This is a genomic window from Synechococcus sp. PCC 7336, assembly GCF_000332275.1.
GTDB lineage: Bacteria > Cyanobacteriota > Cyanobacteriia > Thermostichales > PCC-7336 > PCC-7336.
On the sequence record NZ_CM001776.1, the window covers coordinates 1,598,259 to 1,622,403 of the forward strand.

The 24,145-nt window shown below is 57.1% G+C and carries 22 protein-coding genes and 1 pseudogene; 9 read left to right on the forward strand and 14 right to left on the reverse strand.

Annotation, left to right across the window (positions count from 1 at the left end; all coding sequences use genetic code 11):
* Positions 1-5: 5 nt before the first annotated feature.
* Positions 6-260, reverse strand: a complete 255-nt coding sequence (locus tag SYN7336_RS24945; protein WP_017325336.1) for a hypothetical protein — start codon at positions 258-260, stop codon at positions 6-8.
* Between the two features lie 599 nt (positions 261-859).
* Positions 860-1,306, reverse strand: a complete 447-nt coding sequence (locus tag SYN7336_RS07630) for an ATP-binding protein (protein WP_017325337.1) — start codon at positions 1,304-1,306, stop codon at positions 860-862.
* A 277-nt stretch (positions 1,307-1,583) separates the two neighbouring features.
* Between SYN7336_RS07630 and htpG the strand changes: the two genes are divergently transcribed.
* From htpG to SYN7336_RS31985, 3 genes are all read left to right on the forward strand, one after another.
* Positions 1,584-3,455: a molecular chaperone HtpG gene (htpG, locus tag SYN7336_RS07635; protein ID WP_017325338.1), complete on the forward strand. Its 1,872-nt coding sequence runs from the start codon at positions 1,584-1,586 to the stop codon at positions 3,453-3,455.
* 45 nt (positions 3,456-3,500) lie between these two features.
* Positions 3,501-4,043, forward strand: a complete 543-nt coding sequence (purE, locus tag SYN7336_RS07640) for a 5-(carboxyamino)imidazole ribonucleotide mutase (RefSeq protein WP_369791873.1) — start codon at positions 3,501-3,503, stop codon at positions 4,041-4,043.
* A 67-nt stretch (positions 4,044-4,110) separates the two neighbouring features.
* A complete protein-coding gene (locus SYN7336_RS31985; RefSeq protein ID WP_071590756.1) occupies positions 4,111-4,578 on the forward strand; it encodes a type II toxin-antitoxin system HicA family toxin in 468 nt (155 codons plus the stop codon).
* A gap of 107 nt (positions 4,579-4,685) precedes the next feature.
* Here SYN7336_RS31985 and SYN7336_RS24955 read toward each other — a convergent pair whose 3' ends face one another.
* The 12 genes from SYN7336_RS24955 to SYN7336_RS07705 form a co-directional block, all read right to left on the reverse strand.
* Positions 4,686-5,624: a serine/threonine-protein kinase gene (locus SYN7336_RS24955; protein ID WP_051039780.1), complete on the reverse strand. Its 939-nt coding sequence runs from the start codon at positions 5,622-5,624 to the stop codon at positions 4,686-4,688.
* A gap of 94 nt (positions 5,625-5,718) precedes the next feature.
* Positions 5,719-7,116 carry a WD40 repeat domain-containing protein gene (locus SYN7336_RS07655; RefSeq protein ID WP_017325342.1) on the reverse strand — a complete coding sequence of 466 codons (1,398 nt, stop codon included), beginning with the start codon at positions 7,114-7,116 and terminating at the stop codon, positions 5,719-5,721.
* Between the two features lie 65 nt (positions 7,117-7,181).
* Positions 7,182-7,586: a metal-sensing transcriptional repressor gene (locus tag SYN7336_RS07660; RefSeq protein WP_017325343.1), complete on the reverse strand. Its 405-nt coding sequence runs from the start codon at positions 7,584-7,586 to the stop codon at positions 7,182-7,184.
* 48 nt (positions 7,587-7,634) lie between these two features.
* Positions 7,635-8,849 carry a M20 family metallopeptidase gene (locus SYN7336_RS07665; RefSeq protein ID WP_017325344.1) on the reverse strand — a complete coding sequence of 405 codons (1,215 nt, stop codon included), beginning with the start codon at positions 8,847-8,849 and terminating at the stop codon, positions 7,635-7,637.
* Positions 8,850-8,942: 93 nt separating this feature from the next.
* The gene (trpA, locus tag SYN7336_RS07670; protein ID WP_017325345.1) at positions 8,943-9,767 is read right to left on the reverse strand and encodes a tryptophan synthase subunit alpha; all 825 of its coding nucleotides are present in this window, start codon (positions 9,765-9,767) and stop codon (positions 8,943-8,945) included.
* Between the two features lie 80 nt (positions 9,768-9,847).
* Entirely contained in the window at positions 9,848-10,531 is a 684-nt protein-coding gene (locus SYN7336_RS07675) for a Uma2 family endonuclease (RefSeq protein WP_202951147.1), read from the reverse strand.
* 73 nt (positions 10,532-10,604) lie between these two features.
* Positions 10,605-11,543, reverse strand: a complete 939-nt coding sequence (locus tag SYN7336_RS07680) for a tyrosine-type recombinase/integrase (RefSeq protein WP_017325347.1) — start codon at positions 11,541-11,543, stop codon at positions 10,605-10,607.
* A 21-nt stretch (positions 11,544-11,564) separates the two neighbouring features.
* Positions 11,565-12,830 carry a beta-ketoacyl-ACP synthase II gene (gene fabF, locus SYN7336_RS07685; RefSeq protein WP_017325348.1) on the reverse strand — a complete coding sequence of 422 codons (1,266 nt, stop codon included), beginning with the start codon at positions 12,828-12,830 and terminating at the stop codon, positions 11,565-11,567.
* Between the two features lie 248 nt (positions 12,831-13,078).
* Positions 13,079-13,318 (reverse strand): acyl carrier protein, encoded by a 240-nt coding sequence (locus tag SYN7336_RS07690; RefSeq protein ID WP_017325349.1) that lies wholly within the window; start codon positions 13,316-13,318, stop codon positions 13,079-13,081.
* A 135-nt stretch (positions 13,319-13,453) separates the two neighbouring features.
* The gene (gene ggt / locus SYN7336_RS07695) at positions 13,454-15,202 is read right to left on the reverse strand and encodes a gamma-glutamyltransferase (protein WP_017325350.1); all 1,749 of its coding nucleotides are present in this window, start codon (positions 15,200-15,202) and stop codon (positions 13,454-13,456) included.
* A gap of 135 nt (positions 15,203-15,337) precedes the next feature.
* On the reverse strand, positions 15,338-15,661 hold the full coding sequence (locus tag SYN7336_RS07700) for a helix-turn-helix domain-containing protein (protein ID WP_017325351.1): 324 nt from the start codon (positions 15,659-15,661) through the stop codon (positions 15,338-15,340).
* Between the two features lie 2 nt (positions 15,662-15,663).
* Positions 15,664-16,044 (reverse strand): type II toxin-antitoxin system RelE/ParE family toxin, encoded by a 381-nt coding sequence (locus SYN7336_RS07705; RefSeq protein WP_017325352.1) that lies wholly within the window; start codon positions 16,042-16,044, stop codon positions 15,664-15,666.
* Between the two features lie 128 nt (positions 16,045-16,172).
* Between SYN7336_RS07705 and SYN7336_RS07710 the strand changes: the two genes are divergently transcribed.
* The 6 genes and pseudogenes from SYN7336_RS07710 to SYN7336_RS24970 all read left to right on the forward strand — a co-directional run bounded on the left by SYN7336_RS07710 (position 16,173) and on the right by SYN7336_RS24970 (position 24,139).
* Entirely contained in the window at positions 16,173-16,787 is a 615-nt protein-coding gene (locus SYN7336_RS07710) for an LptA/OstA family protein (protein ID WP_017325353.1), read from the forward strand.
* A 534-nt stretch (positions 16,788-17,321) separates the two neighbouring features.
* A pseudogene (locus SYN7336_RS31990) lies at positions 17,322-18,344 on the forward strand (ATP-binding cassette domain-containing protein); the annotation flags it as partial.
* 129 nt (positions 18,345-18,473) lie between these two features.
* Positions 18,474-19,295: an ABC transporter permease gene (locus tag SYN7336_RS31995; RefSeq protein ID WP_173399680.1), complete on the forward strand. Its 822-nt coding sequence runs from the start codon at positions 18,474-18,476 to the stop codon at positions 19,293-19,295.
* A 12-nt stretch (positions 19,296-19,307) separates the two neighbouring features.
* Positions 19,308-20,138: an MOSC domain-containing protein gene (locus SYN7336_RS24965; protein ID WP_038025805.1), complete on the forward strand. Its 831-nt coding sequence runs from the start codon at positions 19,308-19,310 to the stop codon at positions 20,136-20,138.
* Positions 20,139-20,332: 194 nt separating this feature from the next.
* On the forward strand, positions 20,333-22,963 hold the full coding sequence (gene glgP, locus SYN7336_RS07725) for an alpha-glucan family phosphorylase (protein ID WP_017325356.1): 2,631 nt from the start codon (positions 20,333-20,335) through the stop codon (positions 22,961-22,963).
* A gap of 60 nt (positions 22,964-23,023) precedes the next feature.
* Positions 23,024-24,139, forward strand: coding sequence for an FAD-binding oxidoreductase (locus tag SYN7336_RS24970; protein WP_071590757.1), 1,116 nt, complete (start codon positions 23,024-23,026; stop codon positions 24,137-24,139).
* Positions 24,140-24,145 lie beyond the last annotated feature (6 nt).

Genomic DNA, 24,145 nt, shown 5'->3' on the forward strand with positions numbered 1-24,145 from the left:
CCAGTTCAGCTCTCGGACGGCCACAAATCCTTCAAGAGATCCATCACCTCAGCTTCGTTGGTTTCCACCTGACCGAAATTATCCTGTTCGTCAAACAAGCGATTGCTTTGGCGGTAGTCATTGATGCAACCGGCCTGCTTGGCATGACGGCACACTCTCGCCCACAGTCGCGCTTTAGTGCCCTCGCCTCCATAAGCAAACTGGACTTTGTCGCCAGAAATATGTACGTGGCAAATCGGGCAAGTTGCCGTACTGCTCATCTGCTCATCTCCTTAACCGACATTCGGTAGCCTCGATTGGCGAGGGTGGCTATTCTCGGGGCTAATGTATCAGTCGCCCTACATTCCGATATGACAAATTACCAATTCGTGACAATTGGGTAGGTGGGCGTGCCATTCGAGTAACGCAGGCAACGGCACTTCCTTCAAAATCGTCGAGTTCCCCACCGACCTCGTCTTGCCACGATTGATGTGCGGGTTACTCGGCAAGGTGAGTCTGCGCGATCTGGCTGAGGTCTTTTCATGGGGGAGATGAGTGAAGCTTTATCGCAATTTGCCGCTTCTACCCCGAAGAAATTTCTAAAATAGAAGTACAAAGCTTTGCAAGTTGTCTTTCAGCGAGGTTGTTATGGGACACTCTGCAAAAGTCAAAAGAACGTCCAACGGCGATGGCTTTTTCCTGGCGACGATGGCAGCCATTGTGCTTTTGTGCCTATTTACGCTCATCGTTTTAATTGGCATTTTCTAACTGAGGAGCGAGTGACATCCTTGCAATGCTGACAGCGGTGGTCGAGTTCTACTCGATCCGCTGCTGCCGGTTTTTTTGTGCTAAATGGCTGCCGTTGGGTGTAGAGAATCCCTCAAGAGATGAGGGGAGCGTTGCTGTAGCGATGAATCGCTTTGGCGAGTTGCAGTTCGTTACCGGTTTCGTTCCACTCGACGCGATCGAAGATTTGTTTGAGCAGATAAACGCCGCGCCCGCATTCGTCAGTAGTGGCAATGTCGCGACCGAGCTGGCGCTGGCAGCGACAGTGGCTATTAAAACCAGGCCCTTCGTCCACAATTGTCCATTGATAGAGGGGGGCTTGGTTGAAGACCTCGACCGTCACTCGCTTGGATGCATCTAAGCCGTTCCCGTGCATTGAGGCGTTTACAAGGGCCTCTTGCAGGCCCAAGCGCACTTCTGCCTGCCAGCAGCGGGGGACTTCCAGTACTAGCAAGTCGAGGATAGGTCGGACATAGAGGGTGGAAACAAAGCTGAGGGTGTAGGCGGGCCGGGTGACCGGCTGTCGCAGAATCGAGAGCACAGGCGCAGTTCTCTGGGTTGGCATTCTGGCACTTTTTTATTTTAGCAAATCAGCCTGTAGAGCAGTACAGTTTGTTGGGGCTGCCGCTAAAATAACGGCGATCGCCCGAGGGACTTGTCGTCGATTGGGCAGATTCGGTAGATTAGCACTGGACTGACGAGAGTGCTAACTTCAAGAGGCTGGGCAACCCCGAGGGCGACCCGACCCGCCGTACTGGAACCCAGACTCACTCAATAGATGAATACTCACTAGATAGATGGATTGGGAGTGACCCCGCATGCACGAACAAGGCAATATCAGCATTCATACCGAGAATATCTTCCCCATCATCAAAAAATCGCTGTATTCCGATCGCGAGATCTTCCTGCGAGAATTGGTCTCGAATGGGGTTGATGCCATTAACAAGCTGAAATGGATTAGTTATCGAGAGGATGTATCCGCTCTGCCAGAGCCGAAGATTACGATCGCGATCGATAAAGACAATCGCAAGCTCAGCATCTCCGACACTGGCTTGGGTATGACCGCCGACGAGGTGAAAAATTACATCAACCAGGTGGCCTTCTCCAGCGCTGAAGAGTTTATCGAGAAATATAAGGGGAATGGCAACGAGCAAGGGATTATCGGCCACTTCGGCTTGGGTTTCTATTCCTCGTTTATGGTGTCTGCCCTAGTTGAAATTGACACCCAGTCATACCGGGCGGATGCTCCAGCCGTTCACTGGTCCTGCGATGGCTCCACCCAATTTACGATGGACGACTCCGATCGCACCGATGTCGGTACCACCGTCACGCTAACCCTGACGGAAGAGGATGACGAATTCCTCGAAGAAGCCCGCATCCGCCAACTCATTACGAAATACTGCGACTTCTTATCCGTGCCGATCGAGTTTGGCGACTCGGTGGTCAACAAGCAGGAGCCTTTGTGGGTCAAGTCTCCAGCGGAACTCAAAGATGAAGACTATCTGGAGTTCTACCGCTATCTCTATCCCTTCCAGGAAGAACCCCTCTTTTGGATTCACATCAACACCGACTATCCGGTGATTGTCAAGGGCATTCTCTACTTCCCCAAACTCCGTCCCGACATCGATCCCAATCGCGGCCAAATCAAGCTGTTCTGCGATCAGGTTTACGTCACCGACAACGCCGAGGAAGTGATTCCTAAATTCCTGATGCCGTTGCGGGGGGTCATCGATGTTGACGGCAACGACATTCCCCTGAATGTCTCCCGCAGCTACCTGCACAACGATCGCAAGGTCAAGCGCATCTCCGATCACATTGCCAAGAAGGTGGGCGATCGCCTCAACGACCTCTACAAAGAAGACTACGATCGCTATCTGCAGGTGTGGCCCGACATCAGCCTGTTTGTGAAGTTCGGCGTCATGAACAGCGATAAGTTCTACCAGCGGGTGAAGGACATTCTCGTGTTCGAGACGAGCAAGACAGAGGAGGGCCAGTCGCCTTACGTCACTCTGGCAGGCTATCTGGAGCGCAACCAAGAGAAGCAGGATAAGACGGTTTACTATACCAACGACAAGTCTGCTCAACGACCTTATATCGAACTGCACGAGGGGCAAGGGCTGGAAGTCCTGGTGCTGGACGGCTTTATCGACAGTCACTTCACCGGTTTTCTGGAGCGGGAAAACAGCGAAGTGCAATTCAAACGGGTGGACTCGGAGCTGGACGATACCCTCGTGGATGAAGACAGTGCTGCCGATATTGTCGATCCCGCCACCAATAAAACCCGCGCTGAAACTCTGGAGGAATTGTTCAAGTCTTCACTGGGCAAAGAACAGCTCTCGGTGAAGGCTCAAGCCCTCAAGTCAGAGGCAGTACCCGCAATGATTCTGTTACCCGAGGCGCTGCGTCGGATGCAGGAGATGGCGGCAGTCATGCAGCAGGATGCTGCTTCCCTCAAGCTCCCCGACGAGCACACGCTGGTGGTGAATACCTCTCACCCGTTGGTGCGCAATTTGCAGGAGCTGTCGCAGGGGCAAGTGGTGGGCAGTGACGATCTACCCCAGTTGATCTGCAACCACATTTACGACCTAGCCATGATGGCCCAACGCAATCCCGACCCCGATACCATGCAGTCATTCCTACAACGCTCGAATCAGGTGCTGACCCGGCTGACGGAGAAGGCACTCGCGTAATCACCTGCGCTCTTGCCCTCGGTCCCGCCATCTCTCCCTTACCCCATGCCCGATATCTCTACTGCTACGCCTAGAATTGCGATCGCCATGGGGAGCGATTCGGATTTACCGACGATGGCGGCTGCGGCTGAGGTGTGCGATCGGTTTGAAGTCCCCTATACCGCGAACATTCTCAGCGCCCATCGCACCCCCGAGCGCATGCTGGAATTTGCCAAAACCGCTCATCTCAAGGGCTATCGGGTCATCATTGCCGGAGCGGGGGGAGCGGCACACCTGCCGGGCATGATGGCGGCTCTGACGCCGCTGCCGACGATCGGCGTGCCGGTGCAGACGCGACACTTGAGCGGGGTGGATTCCCTCTATTCGATTGTGCAGATGCCGAGGGGGATTCCGGTGGCGACGGTGGCGATCGGAAATAGCCACAATGCGGGATTGCTGGCGATTCAGATCTTGGCTTGCCAGCAGCCGGAGTTGTTGGAGAAGGTGCAAGCCTATCGGGCGGAGTTGGCTGAGATGGTGGAAGGCAAAGACGAGCAGTTATCACAGCTAGGGTATCGTCCTTATTTAGACCGGATGGCTGCGAAGTAGAATGGTTTTCGTCTCACATCCGGCTTCCAGCTAGGTTCTCTCGGAGACATCCAAAAGCTAGGACTAAATGTCTCTAATGAAGCTCAATAGCAAACAAGCTAGGACGCTGGCGGCGATCTTCTCTGACCCCGTCCAGTCAAACATTAGATGGAAGGATATCGAAAATCTGTTCGTAGCCCTCGGAGCAACCGTGACTCAAGGCAATGGTTCGAGGGTGAGGGTTTCCCTCAGCGATATCAAGCGGGTGTTTCACGAGCCGCACCCCGAGAAACCTGAGTTCGATGGCTCTGCATGGCCCTCACCCCCAGCCCCTCTCCCAAGTTTGGGAGAGGGGAGCAACAGCCTCAAACCCGCAATCTACTGTTCTGTTCCCCTTCCCCCAAACTTGGGGGAAGGGGTTAGGGGATGGGGGCCAGACGCGAATGGCACTGAGTTAAGGAGTAATCTGGCATCGACAGCCACGCATTTCCAAGGGGTTCAGCCTCTGAGCCGGTCTTATTTCAGTGCCATTCGGGCCAGACGCCTGTCGAACTGACGTCGAGAAGACAACCAAGAGAGCAGCAGTAAAGAGCGTGAGAGAATTCCTGCTGCTAGCCGGGATCGAACCAGAGGAAGAAGCAATGGTTAACACGAGCGCCTAATCTATTGCATCAGCGCCTTCAGATCGGCTAACACATCCGCCGCCAATTGGTAGCGGTAACGATAGTCGCACACCACCAGCTTTTTGAGAATTTGGGCTAACCCCGGACCAATGGGAAAATCATCGAGAGGGACGGGACCGACAGCACTGCCGCTGTGGAGCTGGTAAGCAGGGATACCCGTCAGGGCGGCGATCGCCACAATTCCCAGAGCATAGAGATCGCTATTGAGTTTGGGATAGCCCTCCATCTGCTCGGGAGCCGCATAGCCGCGAGAGCCAATCACGGTATTGGGCTGACCCCAACGACCATCCAATTGTTGGACTGCGCCAAAATCAATCAGAAAGAGGCGGCCATCGACATCGGCACGAATGATATTGGCGGGCTTGATATCGCGATGAATCACGCCTCGATTGTGGACGAACATTAGCACATTCGACAGTTGTTCCAATAGGTCGATCGCCTGCGCTTCCGACAGCCACTGACCCTCCACAAACTCCTGTTTGAGCGATCGGCCTCGGATATATTCCTGCACGATGTATAGACTGCCATCCGCCTCAAACGAATTGAGCAGGGCTGGAATTTGGGGATGTTGCCCCAGTTGGCTCAATAGATCGGCTTCAACCGAGAGGGAGGGACTAACCGCTCCGGTTTGGGCGAGATCGCAGGGGAGATCGGGGGTTTGTAACTGCTTGATCACGCAATGTCTGCGTTCGGACTGCTGGGTGTCGAGGGCTAAGTAGGTGGTGCCGAAGCCCCCCGATCCGATGGCTTTTAAGACTCTGTAGCGAGCGGTATTGGGGGGAGCACTAATGTGAGCGATCGCCCCAGCGACAACTTGCCAGCCCCGGTTGCCCTGCAAGCGGCACAAAACTGTGTTGGGGGGCAGTGTCGTGCGCTCCAGCACAGAGTTTTGGGGAAGAGTGGTGGGTTCGACAGTCACGGTCGGGCGGACAGAAGAGCTTGGGGGCATCCCAATATCAGCCGAGGGTACAAAATGATTTTATCGGGCGGGTCAATTGCGGAATTTACCACGCTCACTCCCCAATGTAACGCCGACAGGTTTCGCAGGCGACACGAGTGGAATGGTTGAGAGGGTTGGCGAAGCTGGGGTGGTGCTGAAGGCGATCGCAGGCCACTTGCAACCAAAACCGCCACGGCTCGGATGGAGCTGGAGTGGCGTCGAGCTCGCGGATATCCCACAACTTCAGCCGGCCTTGGCGATTGCCGCTGGCTAACCAGAAACCGTTCGGGGCAGCGGCGATCGCGCTGAAGATTTCGGGGCGCTTGCTGTGGAGGTGACGCTGCACTTGGCCGCGATCGCTCCATTGGGCCAAGCTGCCATCCCAACCGGCACTGATGGGGGTGTTGTCCACAAAGGCGAGGGCAGAGAGCGGGCCCCGGTGGGCAGGCCAGCACCCGAGCGAATGCCCGCAGCGATCCCAAACGCTGAGGTTGCCCTCACTATCGCCAGCGGCAATGTCTCCGCTGCTGGCGACGGCCAGCGAGAAGCCTGTCTCGCTGGGGAGTTCGAGCCTATCCCTCAGGTAGCGATCGCCCACCGTCCAGCGATAGACGCAGCCATCGCCCCCCAACCCAACCAACAGGCAAGAGCCCGGATCGAAGCAGAGCTGCCGAACGATGCCGCGATGGCCCTGCAGGGGAGCGGCTAGCGGCACCCCTTGCCGCGTCCACAGTTGCACGACCCGATCGCTACCCGTACTGGCAATCCATTCGCCGTCGGGACTGATGGCGATCGCCAAGATTGCCCCCTCGTGACCGATAAACGGAGGGTCTAGCGGCTTTCCGCTTACGTCCCAGAGCCGCACTAAGCCATCGCTGCCCCCAGTGGCGAGCCACTGGCCGTCGGGGCTGTAGGTCACTGCCATCGCAGCTCCCTCGTGAGCCTCAATGGGATGGATCTGGCTCAGGCTGCGAGCCTCCAGTACCAATACGACACCACTGTCGCAAGCAACCGCAAGCTTCTGGCTATCGGGGCTAAAGGCAACGGCAGCGATTGCCCCTGCCTCCAATCTCGACACCGCCGTCTCCCGCGCGATCTCCAAGACCTGCCGCAAATGTTGCAGAAGAACATCGGGCACCTGTTGCAAATGCTCCAGACAGTCCCCCACCGCCACAAGGGTTTGGATCAGTCCCGCCGTCGGATCGCGATTGAGGGTTTGTTGAATGATGGGGAGGGGGTTGTGCAGAGCGGCCTCCGCTAACACTCGCACAGCGGCAGCCCATTCCCGCTCGGTGCTGAGTTTGAAATAGTCTCGAACGGGGGACGCAACGAGGGACTCCAGTGTCGGCCAGTGCTGGCGAGCCTGTTGCAGCAGAGCGCCCTGCAATAGATGGCGATCGCAAGGCTGTTGCTGCCATTGCTGCCAAGCTAACTGCAGTTGTTGTGCCAGCGCACCAGACCAGTCCGACATCGAGAAACAGGCTTTGGGAAGTGTGAATTGAGACGGAGTTGGGGGATATCTGCACTGTGCCCAGACTAGCGAATGAAGCGATCGATCGCTTTTTTTAACTCATCTAGTTCCACTTGGATATCGCCACTGTCGGCAGCATGGGCAATGCACTCCGAAATGTGATCGTCCAAGATGATACGGGCGAGGCGATCGAGGGCCCCCCTAACTGCTGCAATTTGCAGCAATACATCCGGGCAGGGCTGCTCCCGCTCGATCATGGAGCGAATGCCGCGCACGTGTCCTTCAATGCGGGCCAAACGATTCACCAGCTTGCGCTGCGATGCGGGGTCGTGATGGTGGGGATGGGCCTTGGTTTGGGTGGGTAACGTAGGGGTGGCATCGAGATCCACAGGCAGATCGTCGAGCAAGAGATCGTCAGCGCGATCGCCAGCATGGGGCTGGATATCGGAAGCAGGTCGAGAACGATTCATAAATTCAAACGTGCGAAGTGGAGTCGGGGTGGCGATAGCTCTCTCATCCTAACGGAGGTCGCTTTGGGTGTAGCGCTCGATGCAAGTGAGAAAGATCTCCACCCCGATGCCTAGAGCGGTCTCGTCAAAGTCAAAGCGGGGGTGGTGGTGGGGATAGTTCAAGCCAGCAGCAGCATTGGCTGAGCCCAAGAAGAAGTAGCAACCCGGCACTTCATTCAGAAAAAATGACATGTCTTCTCCCCCCATCGTGGTTTCGGGAACGACGCGGGCGGCATCTCCCAAGACCGCTAAGGCGCTGTCTTGCACTAACTGGGCGATCGCCGTATCGTTGTTCACCGCTGGATAGCGGCGATCGTAGTGGAAGTCGTAGGTGGCTGCGTGGGCGTCGCAAATCCCCGCCACCACCTGCTCGATGCGTTGGGGCATCAAATCGGCCAGCTCTGGCGTAAAGCAGCGCACTGTGCCCAGCAATTCCGCCTGGGCTGCGATGACGTTAAAGGTCTCTCCGGCAGCAAACTTGCCGATGGACAGGACCGCCGAGTCCAGTGGGTTGACATTGCGGGAGACAATCGTGTGGAGGGCGGTCACCACCTGTGCCCCAATGGCGATCGCATCCACGGTCTGGTGCGGAATCGCACCGTGACCCCCCTTGCCCAAAATGAGAATGCGAAAGGCATCCGAAGTGGCCATTGAAGGACCGGCTTTGACGCCTACCCTGCCCAAAGGTAGGTTGTTCCACAGGTGCAGTCCCAGCATCGCATCGACATCGGGATTGTGCAGCACCCCTGCTTCGATCATGGGCTTGGCCCCGCCGGGACGCTCTTCGGCGGGCTGAAAGATGAACTTGACGGTGCCGTGCAATTGCGATCGCCGCTGCTGCAGGAGTTGGGCGGTGCCGAGGGCGATCGCCGTATGGCCGTCGTGACCGCAGGCGTGCATGACGCGATCGTGACGGGAGCGATAGGGGATCTCGTTGACCTCCTGAATGGGCAAAGCATCCATATCTGCCCGCAGCCCCAATGTGGGACCGGGATGCTTTCCCCGCACAATCGCGACTACGCCGGTTTGCGCCACTTCCGTCTGGTGCTCGATGCCCCACTCCTGCAGGCGATCGGCCACAAACGCAGCCGTTTTGCGCTCGTTGAAGCCAACCTCGGGATATTGGTGCAGGTGACGCCGCCAAGCCACCAGTTCCGGTTGCAGCAAACTGACTGCCTCGCGCAGGCGGGCGGCGGGGGAATTGAGGATAAGGGTATCGAGCAAGGGTCCGAGCCAAATGCTTGCCTACACGTTAACGTGTCTGTCCCGATTGCGCCGATGTCAGGCCACCGTTTTTAGAGATATTTCGGCAGATCGCTAGGCAGTCCAGTCCTCTGCCAATGCAGCCTTGAGTTCGCGGCAAAACTCGCCAATCGAGGCCAACCCGTCAGCAGCACTGTCTGCATCGGCCAGCCGCTTGACGAACGCACTGCCTACTACTGCGGCATCGGCCCCCCACTCAATCACTTGATGCGCCTGCTGCGGTCCAGAAATCCCGAATCCGACGGCGATCGGCAGTTCGGTGCGGGCGCTCAAATCCCCAATCAGATCCTGCACTCGGCTGGCCATACGCTCGCGCATGCCGGTGACTCCCGTGGTGCTCACTAGATAAATAAAACCCGAAGACCGGTTGGCAATCTCCTGCATTCGCTCCACCGGGCTGGTGGGAGCCACTAACATGATCGTGTTGAGGTTCTCATGGGCCGCTGCAGCCAGCAACGGTTGCGATTCCTCCAATGGCAAATCCGGTACGACTAGGCCGCTGCAGCCGCTCTCCTTCACCCGCTGCATAAAGGCGGGAATTCCCATTCGCAAAATGGGGTTGAAGTAAGTAAACAGCACAATGGGGGCAGTAATGCCTAAAGCGGGCAGACCTGCGAGAATATCCTCCAACCTGGTGCCTTTGGACAGCGATCGCGTCGCCGCTGCCTGAATCACCGGACCATCCGCCAGCGGATCGGAATAGGGCACCCCTAACTCTAGGATGTCTGCCCCATTTGCGTCTAAAACTTTCAAGGCTGCGAAGGTGGTGGCTAAGTCGGGATCGCCTGCGGTGATGTAGGGAATGAGTGCCTTTTCGCCCCGAGCCTTCAACGCTTGGAACCGTTGGGCAATCGCAGTGGGGAGAGGAGTTGACAGCATACTCGCGAGCGGGGAACGTCAAAAGCTCCCAAATTTTACCGTACCGCTGCGATCGCTAGACATTTCGGCAGGCTAATCACCTATCGCAGTGAGTCTGGATCCAGCCCCAAAGCTTTCAATTGCTCCGCCAGCCGTTCTGCCCGCTGTCGTTCCTGCTCCGCCCGCTGTCGTTCCTGCTCCGCCCGCTGGCGTTCCTGCTCCGCCCGCGCCGCAACTTCCCCGTAGCTTTCAAATGGCTGTCCGTCCGGTCGCACGAGCTGCAGATCGACCCCCTCCAAACCAAATCGAATTCCCAATAAGGGACTCACCCACCCTTGCATGGCATCGATCGCCTCCAGCTTGCCATCGCCCCCGATCCACCCTTGCAAGACCCCACGGTCGGGGTCGTAGAGATAGTACTCTTCCACACCGTAGCGCTCGTAAAACTCCAACTTGTGGGCCATTTGCCGCTGGGTATTGCCGGGAGAGAGGACTTCAAACACCACTTGGGGGGCAATATTATTTTCTTTCCACTGCATGTAAGAGCCCCGATAGCCCTTGGGTCGCCCGAAGGCCACCAGCGCATCGGGAGCCACCCGAATCGTATTTTTCCCCTCGACAGGGTACCACAGTAAATCTCCCGCCACGAAGACATCCGGGCGATCGCGAAAGAGCCAATCTAGTCCCTCTTTGATGGTGACGATCCAGCCAAACTGCTTGGTATTGTCGGCCATCGGTTTCCCGTCGCTATCGGGGTAGTCAATCTTGGGAGGGGTATAAGTCATGGCAGGCATCCTACCGTGGGGGTTGGCTCGGAAAGGTTTAGGCAATCAGCAGTTGGGGAAGAACTCGTCCAGTCTAGACCAAGCCAGCATCTAAGGCTTCTCGCGAGCGCGCGATCGCCGCCCGCAAATTGGCCCGCTGAGTGTAACGCATGGTCATAGCCGCAGTGGTGTGGCCCAGCAGGTGTTGAATGTGTTCGGGGGCAACCCCTTTATCCAGCAGCAGGGTGGCAAAGCTGTGGCGGAATTGGTGGGGGGTTTGTTGGCCCGGTTCGTCGCGGGTGAGTTTGAGGATGACGTGGCGCAGGCCGTCGTAGGTGAGGGGGCGACCCCGATAGCGCGGGCACTTCGATTGGGAGGCAAACAGGGGATCGGTGGGGGAGTAGGGGAATCGTTCTTCGTAGAGATATTCCTGCAGCAACTCAGCTAGAGCTTCACCCACCGCCACCACGCGGGGTTTGCTGCCTTTACCGCTGCGCACGTCCAAAATGGACCCCTCGGCACTGGTTTGAAAATCCTGGATCGATAAATCGATTGTCTCCTGTGCCCGCAAGCCGCATTCGAGCAACACCCGCACTAGCGCGGAGTAGCGCAGGGAATGGCTGTCGGCCCGGATCAGGACTCGCTCTAGCATGAGGCGATCGATATCGCGGGGCAGTTTGGCGGGCAGGCGAGCAGCCCGAATCGGACGGGTGGGCAGCGGTGTCTCGCAGTAGCCGCGAGATTCTGCCCAAGCAAAAAATTGGTGCAGGGCCAGCCGCTTGAGATTGTAGGTGGCAGGGGAAGCTGGAGGATAGAGGGTTTTGCCCGCTTTATTTTTATAGGGACGACCCTTGAGATTGTTGAGAAAGGCTTGGATGTGGTGGGTTTTGATGTCGTTGAGGGGAAGGGTGCAATCTTGGCTGAATTGTTCTAGCGCCATGCGGTAGGTGCGGCGACTGGCACGAGCTAAATCGCGCTCGCGCTCGTTTAAAAACTGGGCGACTAACATCCCGGCGGTAGCCGTGGCTGTCATCCCTCAACACTCCTTTTGGGGTCAATCGCCAGTGTACTTACAGAAAGCCAGGGTGACATTGTGACCGCCAAAGCCGAAGGAATTGGACAGAGCAATGTCAACCGTCAGGGCGCGGCTTTGGTGGGGAACGTAGTCGAGATCGCAACCTTTGCCGGGGTTGTGGTGGTTGAGGGTGGGGGGGACGCGATCGCGGGCGATCGCGAGCACCGTAGCAACGGCTTCGATGCCGCCAGAACCGCCCAGAAGGTGACCGGTCATGGACTTGGTGGAGCTGACTGCGACAGCACGGGCGCGATCGCCAAATACCGTCTTGATGGCCGCCGTTTCGTTTTTATCGTTGGCGGGGGTACTGGTGCCGTGGGCGTTGATGTAATCCACCGAATCGGTTGAGAGACCGCCATCTTTGAGCGCCAGTCGCATGGCTCGCGCGGCCCCTTCCCCTCCTTCTGAGGGCGCGGTGATGTGGTAGGCATCGCAGGTGAGGCCGTAGCCGACAATTTCGGCGTAAATCTTCGCACCGCGGGCCTTAGCGTGTTCCAATTCCTCCAGCACTAACACGCCGCTGCCTTCTCCCATGACAAAACCATCTCGGTCTTTGTCGAAGGGGCGGCTGGCCTTATCGGGCTCGTCATTGCGGGTGGACATGGCTTTCATATTGGAAAAGCCAGCCATCGATAGGGGGGTAATGGCGGCTTCTGCCCCGCCGGTAATCATGGCTTGAGCATCTCCCCGCTGGATGATGCGAAAAGCCTCGCCGATCGCATTGGCACCTGCCGCACAGGCAGTAACGGTGCAGTTACTGGGACCTTTTGCCCCTACCCGAATCGCCACCTGTCCCGCCGCCATATTGGCAATCATCATCGGAATCATGAAGGGGCTGCAGCGCCCCGGCCCTTTGGTGAGATTGACTTCTTGCTGATCCTCTAGGACCTTAATGCCGCCAATGCCAGTGCCAATAATGACTCCCACCTGCTCGGCATTGACTTCACTAATGGGCAGGCCGGAGTCTGCCATCGCTTGCTCGGTAGCGGCGATCGCAAAATGGACGAACCGATCGTTGCGCTTGATTTCTTTGCGATCGAGGTATAGCGACGGATCGAAGTCCTTCACTTCAGCCGCAATCTGACAACCGTGTCGGGAGGCATCGAAATGGGTGATGGGACCAACGCCACTGCGACCGGCCATCAATCCTTGCCAGTAGGCTTCAGTGGTATTGCCAATCGGAGTGACAGCACCGAGGCCAGTGATAGCCACGCGCTTGAGCTCGATAGTACGGTTCGCAGACATAAGTCGGATGGGGAGAAAAAACGGTGCGCGATAAGGCAAATTTCTGAGGATGCAAAGTACGGACTGAGGGATAGCTCGACCTCTGTTGCACTGGCGGCCCCCCTTCGGCCAGTCAGGCGGCAGTGATTCCAAGCTAGCTCAGTGGGTCAATCGCTGTCGGTTGTGGGAGGCAATTGACGGACAAGCCGATCGCAAGTCGAGATGAATATCCCTCGGAGGGCTTATCTCGTTCTAAGACCGATCTCGTTCTAAGACTTATTAGTGGTCTCGATATAACTGACAGCATCCCCAACAGTTGCAATCTTTTCGGCTTCTTCGTCGGGAATTTCGAGATCGAATTCTTCTTCAAAAGCCATGACCAACTCTACGGTGTCTAAACTATCGGCACCGAGATCGTTTTGGAAATGAGATCCGGGTTCGATCGTCCCTTCTTCAACTCCGAGTTGCTCGGCAACGATCTTGCGAACGCTTTCTAAAGTGGCTGACATTTCTGTTCCTTTCGCGTTTGTCTCGATCAATTCTATCGGAAAGGGGGTCGCTTACTGGCTTCAGTTCCCCAGCTGATTGCTGTCCCTGCCGCAGGAACTGCATCTGCCAAAGACAGCAACCACACCCCAGTGCTTTCAACGGGTTGCCCGAGCCGTCCCATCCTGGCGAGGGTCCGCCGCTCCCTCCAAGCTACCGTCAGGGGTGACTGCGATCGCGTTGGCATTCCCCCAGCCCGCACGAAAGCTCGATTCGTGACCGCGCGCTTCTAAATCCGCTAAGGTGGCCGCGTCAAACCCCCATTGCTCTACTATCAGGCGATCGGGCCACCACTGATGGTGCAAGCGAGGAGCTGAGATGGCTTCCCCTGCATCCATGCCGTAGGCCAAGACATTCAGCACAATTTGCAAAACGGTGGTGATGATGGTGCTGCCCCCCGGAGATCCCGTGGCGAGACGGAGTTCGCCATCTTGCAACACAATCGTCGGACTCATGCTGGAGAGCGGCGTTTTGCCTGGAGCGATCGCGTTCGCGTCGCTGCCCACTAACCCGAACAGGTTGGGGACCCCCGGAGCTGCGGCAAAATCATCCATCTCGTTATTGAGCAAAATCCCGGTTCCCTCAGCCACCACCGCTGCTCCGAAGGTGCCGTTGACGGTAAAGGTGAGGCTGACAGCATTGCGATCGCCATCCACCACGGTTAAATGACTGGTGTCTTCCGACTCGCTCAACCGCGCGATCGTTTCCGCATCCGCCGCCTGCACCTCTTCAGACGGACGGGCGCGAGTCCGGTCGATCTCGGCGAGGCGCTCGGCGGCATAGTCGGGACTGGTGAGGGCGGTGACGGGGACCTCGACAAAATCGGGATCGCCCAAGTAAGTGGCGCGATCGGCGTAGGCAATCCGCATCGACTCCACCATTAGATGCAAGACATCCGCATCGTGCCAGCCCGCCGCCGCTAGCTCGGTGTCCCCCAGCATATTCAGCATTTGCAGCAGGTGAACTCCACCCGAAGAGGGGGGCGGCATAGAACACACTTGCGCCTCGCGGAACTTGCCGCACAGGGGTTCCCGCCAAATGGGTCGGTACGCTGCTAAATCTTCTATCCCAATCAGGCCGCCATTGGCCGCCATATCGGCCGCGATCGCCGCCGCAATCTCCCCCTCGTAAAAGCGATCGGGGTCTGCCGCGATCGCCTTTAACGTCTCCGCCAGATCCGGCTGCACCCAGATGTCTCCCACTGCATACGGCTCCCCCCGATTCGCAAACACCTCCACCGCTGCGGGGTTCTGCCAGAGCGTCTCTTGACGGCGATCGATCGCACTGACAAACCGCCTGTGAACGGGGAAACCCCCTTCAGCTAGGGCGATCGCCGGAGCCACCACCACTTCCCAAGGCAGCACTCCGTAGCGCTCGTGAACTTCTGCCAATCCCGCCACTGTCCCCGGCACCCCCACCGCCAAGTGGCCATCCAAACTGGCGCGGGGAATCACCTCGCCATCCGCGTCTAAATACAAGTCTCGAAACGCTGCCTGCGGAGCCCGTTCGCGAAAATCTAGCGCCTCGATATCTCCGCTTGCCGCATCGTAGTACAGCAAAAAGCCGCCGCCCCCAATTCCTGCCGAGAATGGCTCCACCACAGAAATAGCCAGTGCCGTCGCTACCGCTGCATCGACTGCATTGCCCCCCTGCTCCAACATCTCCACCCCCGCATCGGTGGCCAGCGGATGGGCCGACACCACCATGCCGCCTTCTCCCCGCACTGGTCTGACAGAGGCAGCCAGAGCAATTGAGTGAACAATAATTGAGTCGCCGAGGGGGCTCGCAATCGCCAGGGCGATCGCCACAGCCACAATCCTGAAATTATGTTTGAGATGCTGAGCCACAGTCAGGTTTCGGATTTTTGGGGTGCGGGTGTCTTTGCAATGAGGGACCGAAGGGCACTCATCAGTTGGACAGCCTTGTGAGAGGGAGTCGTGGGGCGTGAAATGAAGTCTCGATCGAGGGGGGAATTGCCAGAGCTAAGACACATGGACACCTGCTACGGAATTTGCATGAGGCTTTTGCTTGATGACGATTTCAACGTCCTGATCGAGCGCATTGAGAAACCGAAATAGGCGATCGGTGGAGAATCCATCCAGCCTGCCTCTCATCAGCTCTGATACCTTGGGCTGTTGGGTTCCGAGCGACTCGGCCGCCTGCTGCTGGGTAAGGTTGCGAGCTTCGATCAAATCGCAGATCCGGGCGACAATCTGTGCTTTGAACAGAAGTTCATCGGCATCAGGAAGTTCTAAATCGGCAAAGACATTGCCACTACTGACTTCAACCTCGATATGTTTAGCCATGTTTAGTCTCCTTCTGCTCGTTTTCTCTCTCGATAGTCTGATTCGGCAGCCTTCAGTCGCTGTTTGATTAAATCGATGTCCGACTTGGGGGGTTTAATGCCTTGCTTTGACTTTTTCTGGAAGGCATGGAGAACATAAATTCTTTCTGCAAATCGAACCGTGTAAATAGCTCGATAGGTGTCACCATCGCGGTCTTCAACAATTTCCAGTACGCCGGAGTCAGAAAACCCTTTGAGCGGCTTAGCCTGGAGGGGCTTGCTGCCAAGCTGTGCCCGGTAGAGGGAAAACCCTAGAACCTGCTGCACCTCGCGTGGGAATTCCTTGAGCGATTTACGGGAATTCCCCATCCAACTGAGCGACTTGATGGTTTTGATGTTATCCATGTATACCAAATCTGGAATAAAGTTGGGTTCCTGTCAAGATAGAGCGATGGCGGCGGATCGCCGAGATCCGCCAGTCAGGGCAAGCAGGTTAAGCTCGTATTGCTGAGCTATCCAGAAATGGGCTGACGATGGGTTGGGCTCGATTGGCTAGAAGAAGAGCGATCGCTGCTGCCATCTCGCTCGGCAATGTTCTCCTGGTGGGGGAATTGGCGATCGCCCAATCGCAAATATCGATTGTTGCCGATGATGTCGAGTATGACGATCGGGGCGCGATCGTGCGAGCCAGCGGCAATTTTGCCATCCGCCAGGGTCGAGCAGAGGCGATGGGACCGCTCGGAAGCTATAACAATCTGACGGGACAGAGCATTTTCACCGATGGGGTGACCTTGTCCGCAGGCGCACAACGGTTTGAGGCGCAGCGGCTGGAGGGAAACCATCGGGATGAACTGTTTTTGCTAGAAGGCAACGTGGTCTATCGACCAAACGCCACGCTGACAGTGCTGACAAGTGCTGCGATTTACGATGCCACAGCGGATCGGGTGATGTTGAGCGGACCGATTGAGCTAGTGCATCCTCAGTGGCGGGCGACGGCCGAGCGGGTGGAGGTAACGGCAGAGACGATCGCGCTCTCGGGAAACGTGCAGGTGGTATTGGGCGATCGAGATCCGCAAGCGGACGAGGTGCAGCAATGGAGTCGCCTGGAGATTCATCGGCGCACGCAGGTGACGCAGTTTATTGAATAGCTTGCGATCGAACAGCTTGCCTTGGCTGGGAACTCTTTGGCAATCGCTCAAAAACTTCGGGGCGGCACTCGGACGAGTGTCTGAGGCAATTGCAAGAGCCCTGTAAAAGGCAAAAAGCGAGCTGAAGACTTTCCGCGTTTCGTCTTCTGCCCGCTTTTTGTCGTTCACTCCTCACCTGCAATGAAGTCTACACCAGGAATCGCCATTTGACATCAATTAGCCCAAAACTGATTTTGGTTCCGAGCCACCTCAGTTCGACCAAAGTGTGTCCCCTACCCCTACGCCCCCGCTAAGGGCAGCATCAATCATAACTTTGGGCCTAGAGGAACCAATCCAGCCAAGCTTAGCAGCGGCTGTTTCTCCCCTCTCCCGAGGGAGAGGGGCCGGGGGTGAGGGCAATGCAGAGCTATCGAACTCAGGTCGAGAGAGACCCTCCTTCCTTCTAGACATCTAAAGAGATTGATGGGAGTCCTGCAGGAACCCTTCAGTTCGGTGTTAAATAACATTAAGAAAGCTATCTATAGGTGGCACGCGGTGGAACCGGCAGTACTGATTCAGGGCTTACAAAAACGATATGGCGATATCCTCGCCCTCAAGGACGTATCGTTAGAAGTCGAACCCGGCCAAATCTTTGGACTCTTGGGGCCGAACGGTGCAGGTAAGAGCACCACCCTGCGGTGCTTGTGTACCCTCATGCGTCCCGAAAGGGGTCGCATGGAGGTGTGCGGCATTTCGGTGTTGGATAACCCTCGGGCCGTGCGCCAAAAAATCGGATACGTCGCCCAAGATGTCGCCCTCGACAAAATGTTGACGGGGCGCGAACTGTTGCAATTGCAGGCAGATCTCTACCACATGAGCCGAGCGCTGGCCAAGCAGCGCATCAATGCCGTTTTGGACTTGCTCGAGCTCCACGATCGGGCCGATGACAAAATCGGCACCTATTCCGGCGGCCTGCGCAAGCGCTTGGATCTGGCGGCGGGCTTGCTGCACGAGCCCAGAGTCTTGATCTTAGACGAACCCACCGTCGGCCTCGACATCGAAAGCCGCACGGTCATTTGGGAATTTTTGCGCAGCTTAAAGGCTCGCGGCATCACCATCCTGCTCACCAGCCACTATCTCGAAGAAGTGGATGCTCTAGCGGATAAGGTGGCCATTATTGATGTCGGCACCGTCATTGCCTGCGGCACCCCCGCCGAGCTCAAGGCGGAGGTGGGGGGCGATCGCCTCACCCTGCGCCTGCAGGAATTTACCCCCCGCGACGAAGCCGAAACTGCCCTCAGACTGATGTCGGACCTGCCCTTTGTCCAGAACGTCGTTATCAACACGGCCCAGGGCAATGCCCTCAATTTGGTGGTGACCGATGATGAAATTGCGGCCAGCACAAAGGTTCGTAAGGCCCTCGATGGCGCCGGTCTACCCATCTTCGGTTTGGCTTACTCTCGCCCCAGTCTGGACGATGTTTACCTAGCTTCCACAGGTAAAACCCTGACTGACGCAGAATTGGCTGCCGCCGAGGCTGCTGCTGCCCCCAAGATTAAACTTAAGGGTGCCAAAAAGGCCAAACCTGCCGTTGAGAACGGTGCTGCCCTCTCCGCTGGGGTCCTCAGCCACAATGGATCTGCCCAGCCAGAAGGAGCATCCCTCGCTCGATCCTCCCAACCGGGCTCTGCAACCCTCGATGCGAAACTGCCCGGCTTATTTTCGCTCGAATTTTGGCAAGAGACCTTTGCCCTCACCCGCCGCTGGTTTATCCAACTCAAGCGCCGTCCCACCACCTTCTTGGTGGGGGTGATTCAACCGCTGCTGTGGCTGTTGTTATTCGGCTCGCTGTTCCAAAATGCTCCCCAAGGTCTGTTTGGCGAAACCACTAGCTACATGCAATTTCTCGGGGCGGGCGTGATTGTGTTTACCGCTTACGGCGGTGCCTTAAACGCTGGCGTACCGGTTCTGTTCGATCGCGAGTTCGGCTTTCTCAATCGCCTGCTGGTGGCTCCCCTCGCCTCCCGCTTCTCGATTGTGTTGGCCTCGGCCTTTTTCATTGTCAGCATGGCGCTAGTACAAACGGGCGTGATTGTGGGGGCCAGCTACGTCTTGGGGGCTGGCATTCCCAATACGGTGGGGCTTGCCATCATGACGGCGATCGTTTCCTTACTGGTCTTGGGCTTTACCGCCCTCAGCCTCGGCTTAGCCTTTGCCATGCCCGGTCACGCAGAACTGTTGGCTTTGATTTTCCTGATCAACCTGCCGCTCATTTTCTCCAGCACTGCCTTGGCTCCCCTCTCGTTTATGCCCGCTTGGCTGAAATGGGTGGCCAGCCTCAATCCTCTCACCCACGCGATCGAACCTATCCGCTATATCTACACCCACAGCGATTGGGCCTGGTCCAGCATCGTGCTGAATGCTCCTTGGGGTGGATTGTCTTTGGCGGGTTCCCTCGTCGCCCTGCTCGTGTTTGTGGGGATTTCCGTCAAGCTGGTGCAGGGCTCCCTGAGCAAGGTTCTGGCCTAAAGGACTGGTGTCGTGGCCGTTCTAGACCGAATTTCGATTTTCCCGATTAAGTCGTTAGATGGTGTTTCCCTATCGCAGGCCAGGGTTATGCCGTCTGGGGCGTTGGAAGGCGATCGCGAGTTCGCCATTGTGGACGAGGCGGGGAAGTTCGTCAATGGCAAGCGCACCGCTCGGATTCATCAGTTGCGATCGCACTTCGATCTGGTGCGGCGCAGGGTGACGCTGCGGGACAGTTCTGCCAGTGCTGGGGCGGATGCCGAACCCGTTACGTTTGAGTTGGATGGCGATCGCGCCCACCTGTGCAGTTGGCTGAGCCAGTTTTTCGGCCAATCCGTTCGGGTCGTGCAAAGTGCCGCAGCGGGCTTTCCAGACGACCCAGTTGAGGCAGGACCGACAATCATCTCCACCGCCACACTCGAAACCGCCGCCAGTTGGTTTGACAGTCTCGATGCCAATGACATGCGCCAGCGATTTCGCGCCAATCTCGAATTGAGGGAGACCTCTGCTTTTTGGGAGGATCGGCTGTATGCGGCTGACGGTCGGGGCATCCCCTTTCAGATCGGGACTGTTACCCTACTCGGCACCAATCCCTGCCAGCGTTGCATCGTCCCCACCCGCGACGCCCGCACGGGAGAAGCCTATCCCGAGTTTCAACGGACCTTTATCTCGCAGCGCAAGGCAACCTTGCCCGCTTGGGTAGCATCCCAGCGGTTTAACCACTACTACAGATTGGCGGTGAATACGCGGCTGTCTGACTTGGGGGCAGAGGGGGTTGTGCGAGTGGGCGATCGGGTGGCGATCGCCCACTCGAGGGCTGGAAGCCGGAGTTTTTTAAATCCGTAATGTTGCTAGAGGCGATCGAACTTTAGCCTACTATTAACCCTAATGACACCTCCATCACAACTCCTTCTAGAAAATTGGCTAAAGGCGGTCTTCAGTTGTTGGAAGACAAACTATGTTGGAAGACAAACTAAAAATGTAGGGGATTCCCAAACGGGCGCACCATCATAAAAGCATGAATATCGCCTATCCTCACCATGAAAGCGCTGCGCACCTTTCGAATTGCCCCCTACTTGCCCCAGCCACTCGAAGCCTTACGAGAGCTGGCCTATAACCTGCACTTCAGTTGGAACGTCGAGACCCGTCGCCTGTTCCGCCGCATGCAGCCTCAGTTGTGGGAGACCAGTCAGCACAACCCCGTTCAGCTATTGGGGCAAATCGACCAAGCGCGGCTAGATGAATTGGCTGGCGATGAAGGATTTTTGGCCCACATGGAGCGGGCCAGCCAACAGCTCCACACCTATCTCGCAGCCCCCACTTGGTACCAAAAGCACCGTCAAGATGGTGCAGTCGAAGGGGAATGCTTTGCCTACTTCTCGGCCGAATTTGGCTTGGCCGACTGCTTGCCGATTTATTCGGGGGGCTTGGGGATTTTAGCGGGAGATCACCTCAAGTCAGCTAGCGATTTGGGCTTGCCGTTGGTGGGGGTGGGTTTGCTCTATCAAAAAGGGTATTTTCGTCAGTATCTCAACCCCGACGGATGGCAGCAGGAACGCTACCCCGTCAACGACTTCTACAACATGCCGCTAGAACTGGAGCACAACCCCGACGGCTCGGAGCTGCGCATTCGGGTGGACTATCCCAACCGCCCCGTCTACGCTCGCATTTGGCGCGTGCGGGTGGGTCGCATTTCGCTGTACCTGCTCGACACCAATATCGATGTCAACAGTCAATACGACCAGAACATTACGGACGAACTCTACGGCGGCGACAAAGATCTGCGCATCCACCAAGAAATCATGCTGGGGATTGGAGGCATTGCGGCACTGCGCGCCCTCGGAATTTCTCCCACCCTCTTCCACATGAATGAAGGGCATTCGGCCTTTTTGGGACTAGAGCGGATTCGCCTGTTAATGGCAGAAAAAGGTCTGAATTTTACGACGGCCTTTCAGGTGGCTAAGTCCAGCCAGATTTTTACCACCCACACGCCAGTCCCTGCCGGGATTGACTTGTTTCCCCCCGACAAAATCGATTATTACCTCGGCCGCTACTACAAGAGTTTTGGACTGTCGCGCGAGCAGTTTATGGGGTTGGGACGAGAAAATACGGGAGATTTCCAGGCCCCCTTCAGTATGGCGGTGCTGGCCATTAATACTGCTAGTTTTGTCAACGGTGTCAGCAAGTTACACAGCCACGTATCGCGGGAAATGTTTGGCAGCCTGTGGCAGAGCTTGCCTTCAGAGGAAGTTCCCATCGTGGCTGTGACCAACGGCATTCACAGCCCCACTTGGCTGGGGACAGATAACCAGGAACTGCTCGATCGCTACCTCGGTCCCCATTGGTTCGAAGCCCCGCCATCCGATCCTCTCTGGCAAAAGGTGGATACCATCCCCGATGAAGAGCTGTGGCGCACCCACGATCGCTGTCGGGCCGATTTGGTCCACTTCGCCCGCCAGCGGCTGCACCGCCAATGGGAGGCTCGGGGGGCATCCCCATTGAAGTTAGAACGGGCCTTGGAAGTGCTCAATCCGAATGCTCTGACGATTGGGTTTGCGCGACGGTTTGCCACCTACAAGCGGGCCACCTTGCTGCTGCGCGATCGCGATCGTCTCGCCAAGCTGCTGACCGATAAAGATCGCCCCGTGCAGTTCATCTTCGCTGGCAAAGCCCATCCCAAAGACGATCCCGGCAAGGAACTGATCCGCGAAATCGTACATTTTTCCCGCGAGGAAGGCGTGCGCAATCGGATTGTCTTTATCGAAGACTACGACATGTTTGTGGCCAGTCTGATGGTGGTGGGGGCAGATGTGTGGCTGAACACCCCTCTGCGCCCGCGCGAGGCATCGGGCACCAGCGGCATGAAAGCAGCAGCCAATGGCTTGCTCAACCTGAGTATTTTAGATGGCTGGTGGGCAGAAGCCGATTATTACAACACTGGCTGGCCGATTGGCCGAGGGGAAGATTATTTCGATCGCGACTACCAAGATCGAGTCGAGTCCACAGCTATCTATGACTTACTGGAGCACGAGATCGTGCCGCAGTTTTACAACCGGGATAGCGACGGCTTGCCCCGACAGTGGATTCGTCGCATGAAACACTCCATGCGTCTGAACTTGCCGCAGTTCAGTACAGAAAGAATGGTGCAAAACTATGCCGAGCAAGCCTATTTTCCCATTAGCGGCTACTACGATCGCATGCGCGCCGACGACTGTGCTGCGGCCCAGGCTTTAGTGGAGTGGCAGGATCGACTGTTGATGCACTGGTATCACATCGAGATCGATCGGGTTGAGGTGAAGCCTGTTGGCGAACAAGCCGCAGAGCTTCCCCTGCAAGAACAATTGGACGAGTCAGGGGCGATCGTGGCAGCAGCGCCGGTGCTATCGATGGGACAGCCGATTGAGGTGACTGCCTATTTGCATTTGGGGCAACTGCTATCCACTGACGTACAGGTGGAACTCTATAGCGGCAGCGTGGACGAGGCGAGCGAGATTGCTGGCGGAACGGCCCAAGCGATGGAGTTTGCGGGGATGGAGGGAGTGCTGGCGATCTATCGCGGTAAGGTTCACTATTCCCGCAGTGGCTTGCAAGGACTTGCCTTGCGGCTGCTTCCCCACCATCCCGATCTGCACGATCGTCTAGAGTTACGCTTGATTCGCTGGGCGGAGTAACGGTACGATCGCCTTCCGGGAGTGTCCCGAGACAGGCTGAAACTGACAAGGCTGAACTGAATGAAATGCGATGTCGCCATAATTGGCTGTGGTGTGGTGGGGGCGGCGATCGCTTACGAGTTGTCCCGCCAGTCGCTGTCAGTGGTGACGCTGGATGCGGGCGCCCCTGCCGGACAGGCAACTGGCGCGGCCTTGGGGGTGATGATGGCCATCAATACCCTGCAACAGCACGGCCCCGTCGTGGATCTGCGTCTAGCCAGCTTGGCCCGGTTCGAAACCGTGGTAGCCGATCTAGAATCGCAGTTAGACTATTCCCTGCCGGTCAATCGGCAGGGGTTGCTGCGCTTGATTGCTCCCGATGCTTGGGAGAAGTGGTTGCCCGCGATCGCTGCTCGGCAGGTGGCCAACTACGACCTCCATCCCTTAGATGCCGAAGGCATTGCTCGCCTGCAACCGGCGGTGCAGTGGCAGGGGCGAGGATTGCATTCCCTCGGCGATCGCCAGATCGAACCGCGCGCCTTCGTACAAGCTTTAGTGCGCGCTGCCCAGCAAAAGGGGGCTCAGTTTTTCTTTAACGAGCCTGTGCTGCGGCTTAAGTCAGAGCGCGGGCGGGTGAATGCGCTCTATACCCGCCATCGCACCCTCTCTGCGGGCACCACTATTGTGGCGGCGGGCCTGGGCAGTTCCCAGTTCAACCAGCAGTTAGGTCTGGATTTACCCATTGCCCCCGTCAAGGGTCAAGCGTTGCGCATTCGCCCCGCCGCCCCACTGCTCTACGGTCCTCCCATTACCGATGGCGACGTTAACATCGTGCCCCTGGCCGATGGCACCTATTGGATCGGAGCCACGGTGGAGTTCGACGCCTCAATCCAGTCCCCCACTTTAGGGGGAATTCAAACATTGATGCAGCAAGCAATCCAACTGCTGCCGGTGCTGCAAGATGCGGAATTGATTGACGCTTGGGCTGGGATTCGACCTCGGCCCTCCGGCCAGCGGGCTCCGATTTTAGGGCGATCGCCCCTGCACCAAAACGTTATCATCGCCACCGGCCACTATCGCAATGGCGTCTTACTGGCTCCGATTACTGCACAGGTGGTGAAAGATCTCTTGATTGAGGGGAAAACCCACGCCTGCGATCTTTCTGCCTTTTCCCCCCGCGCCGCGAGCTTGGAGTGAGGGTCA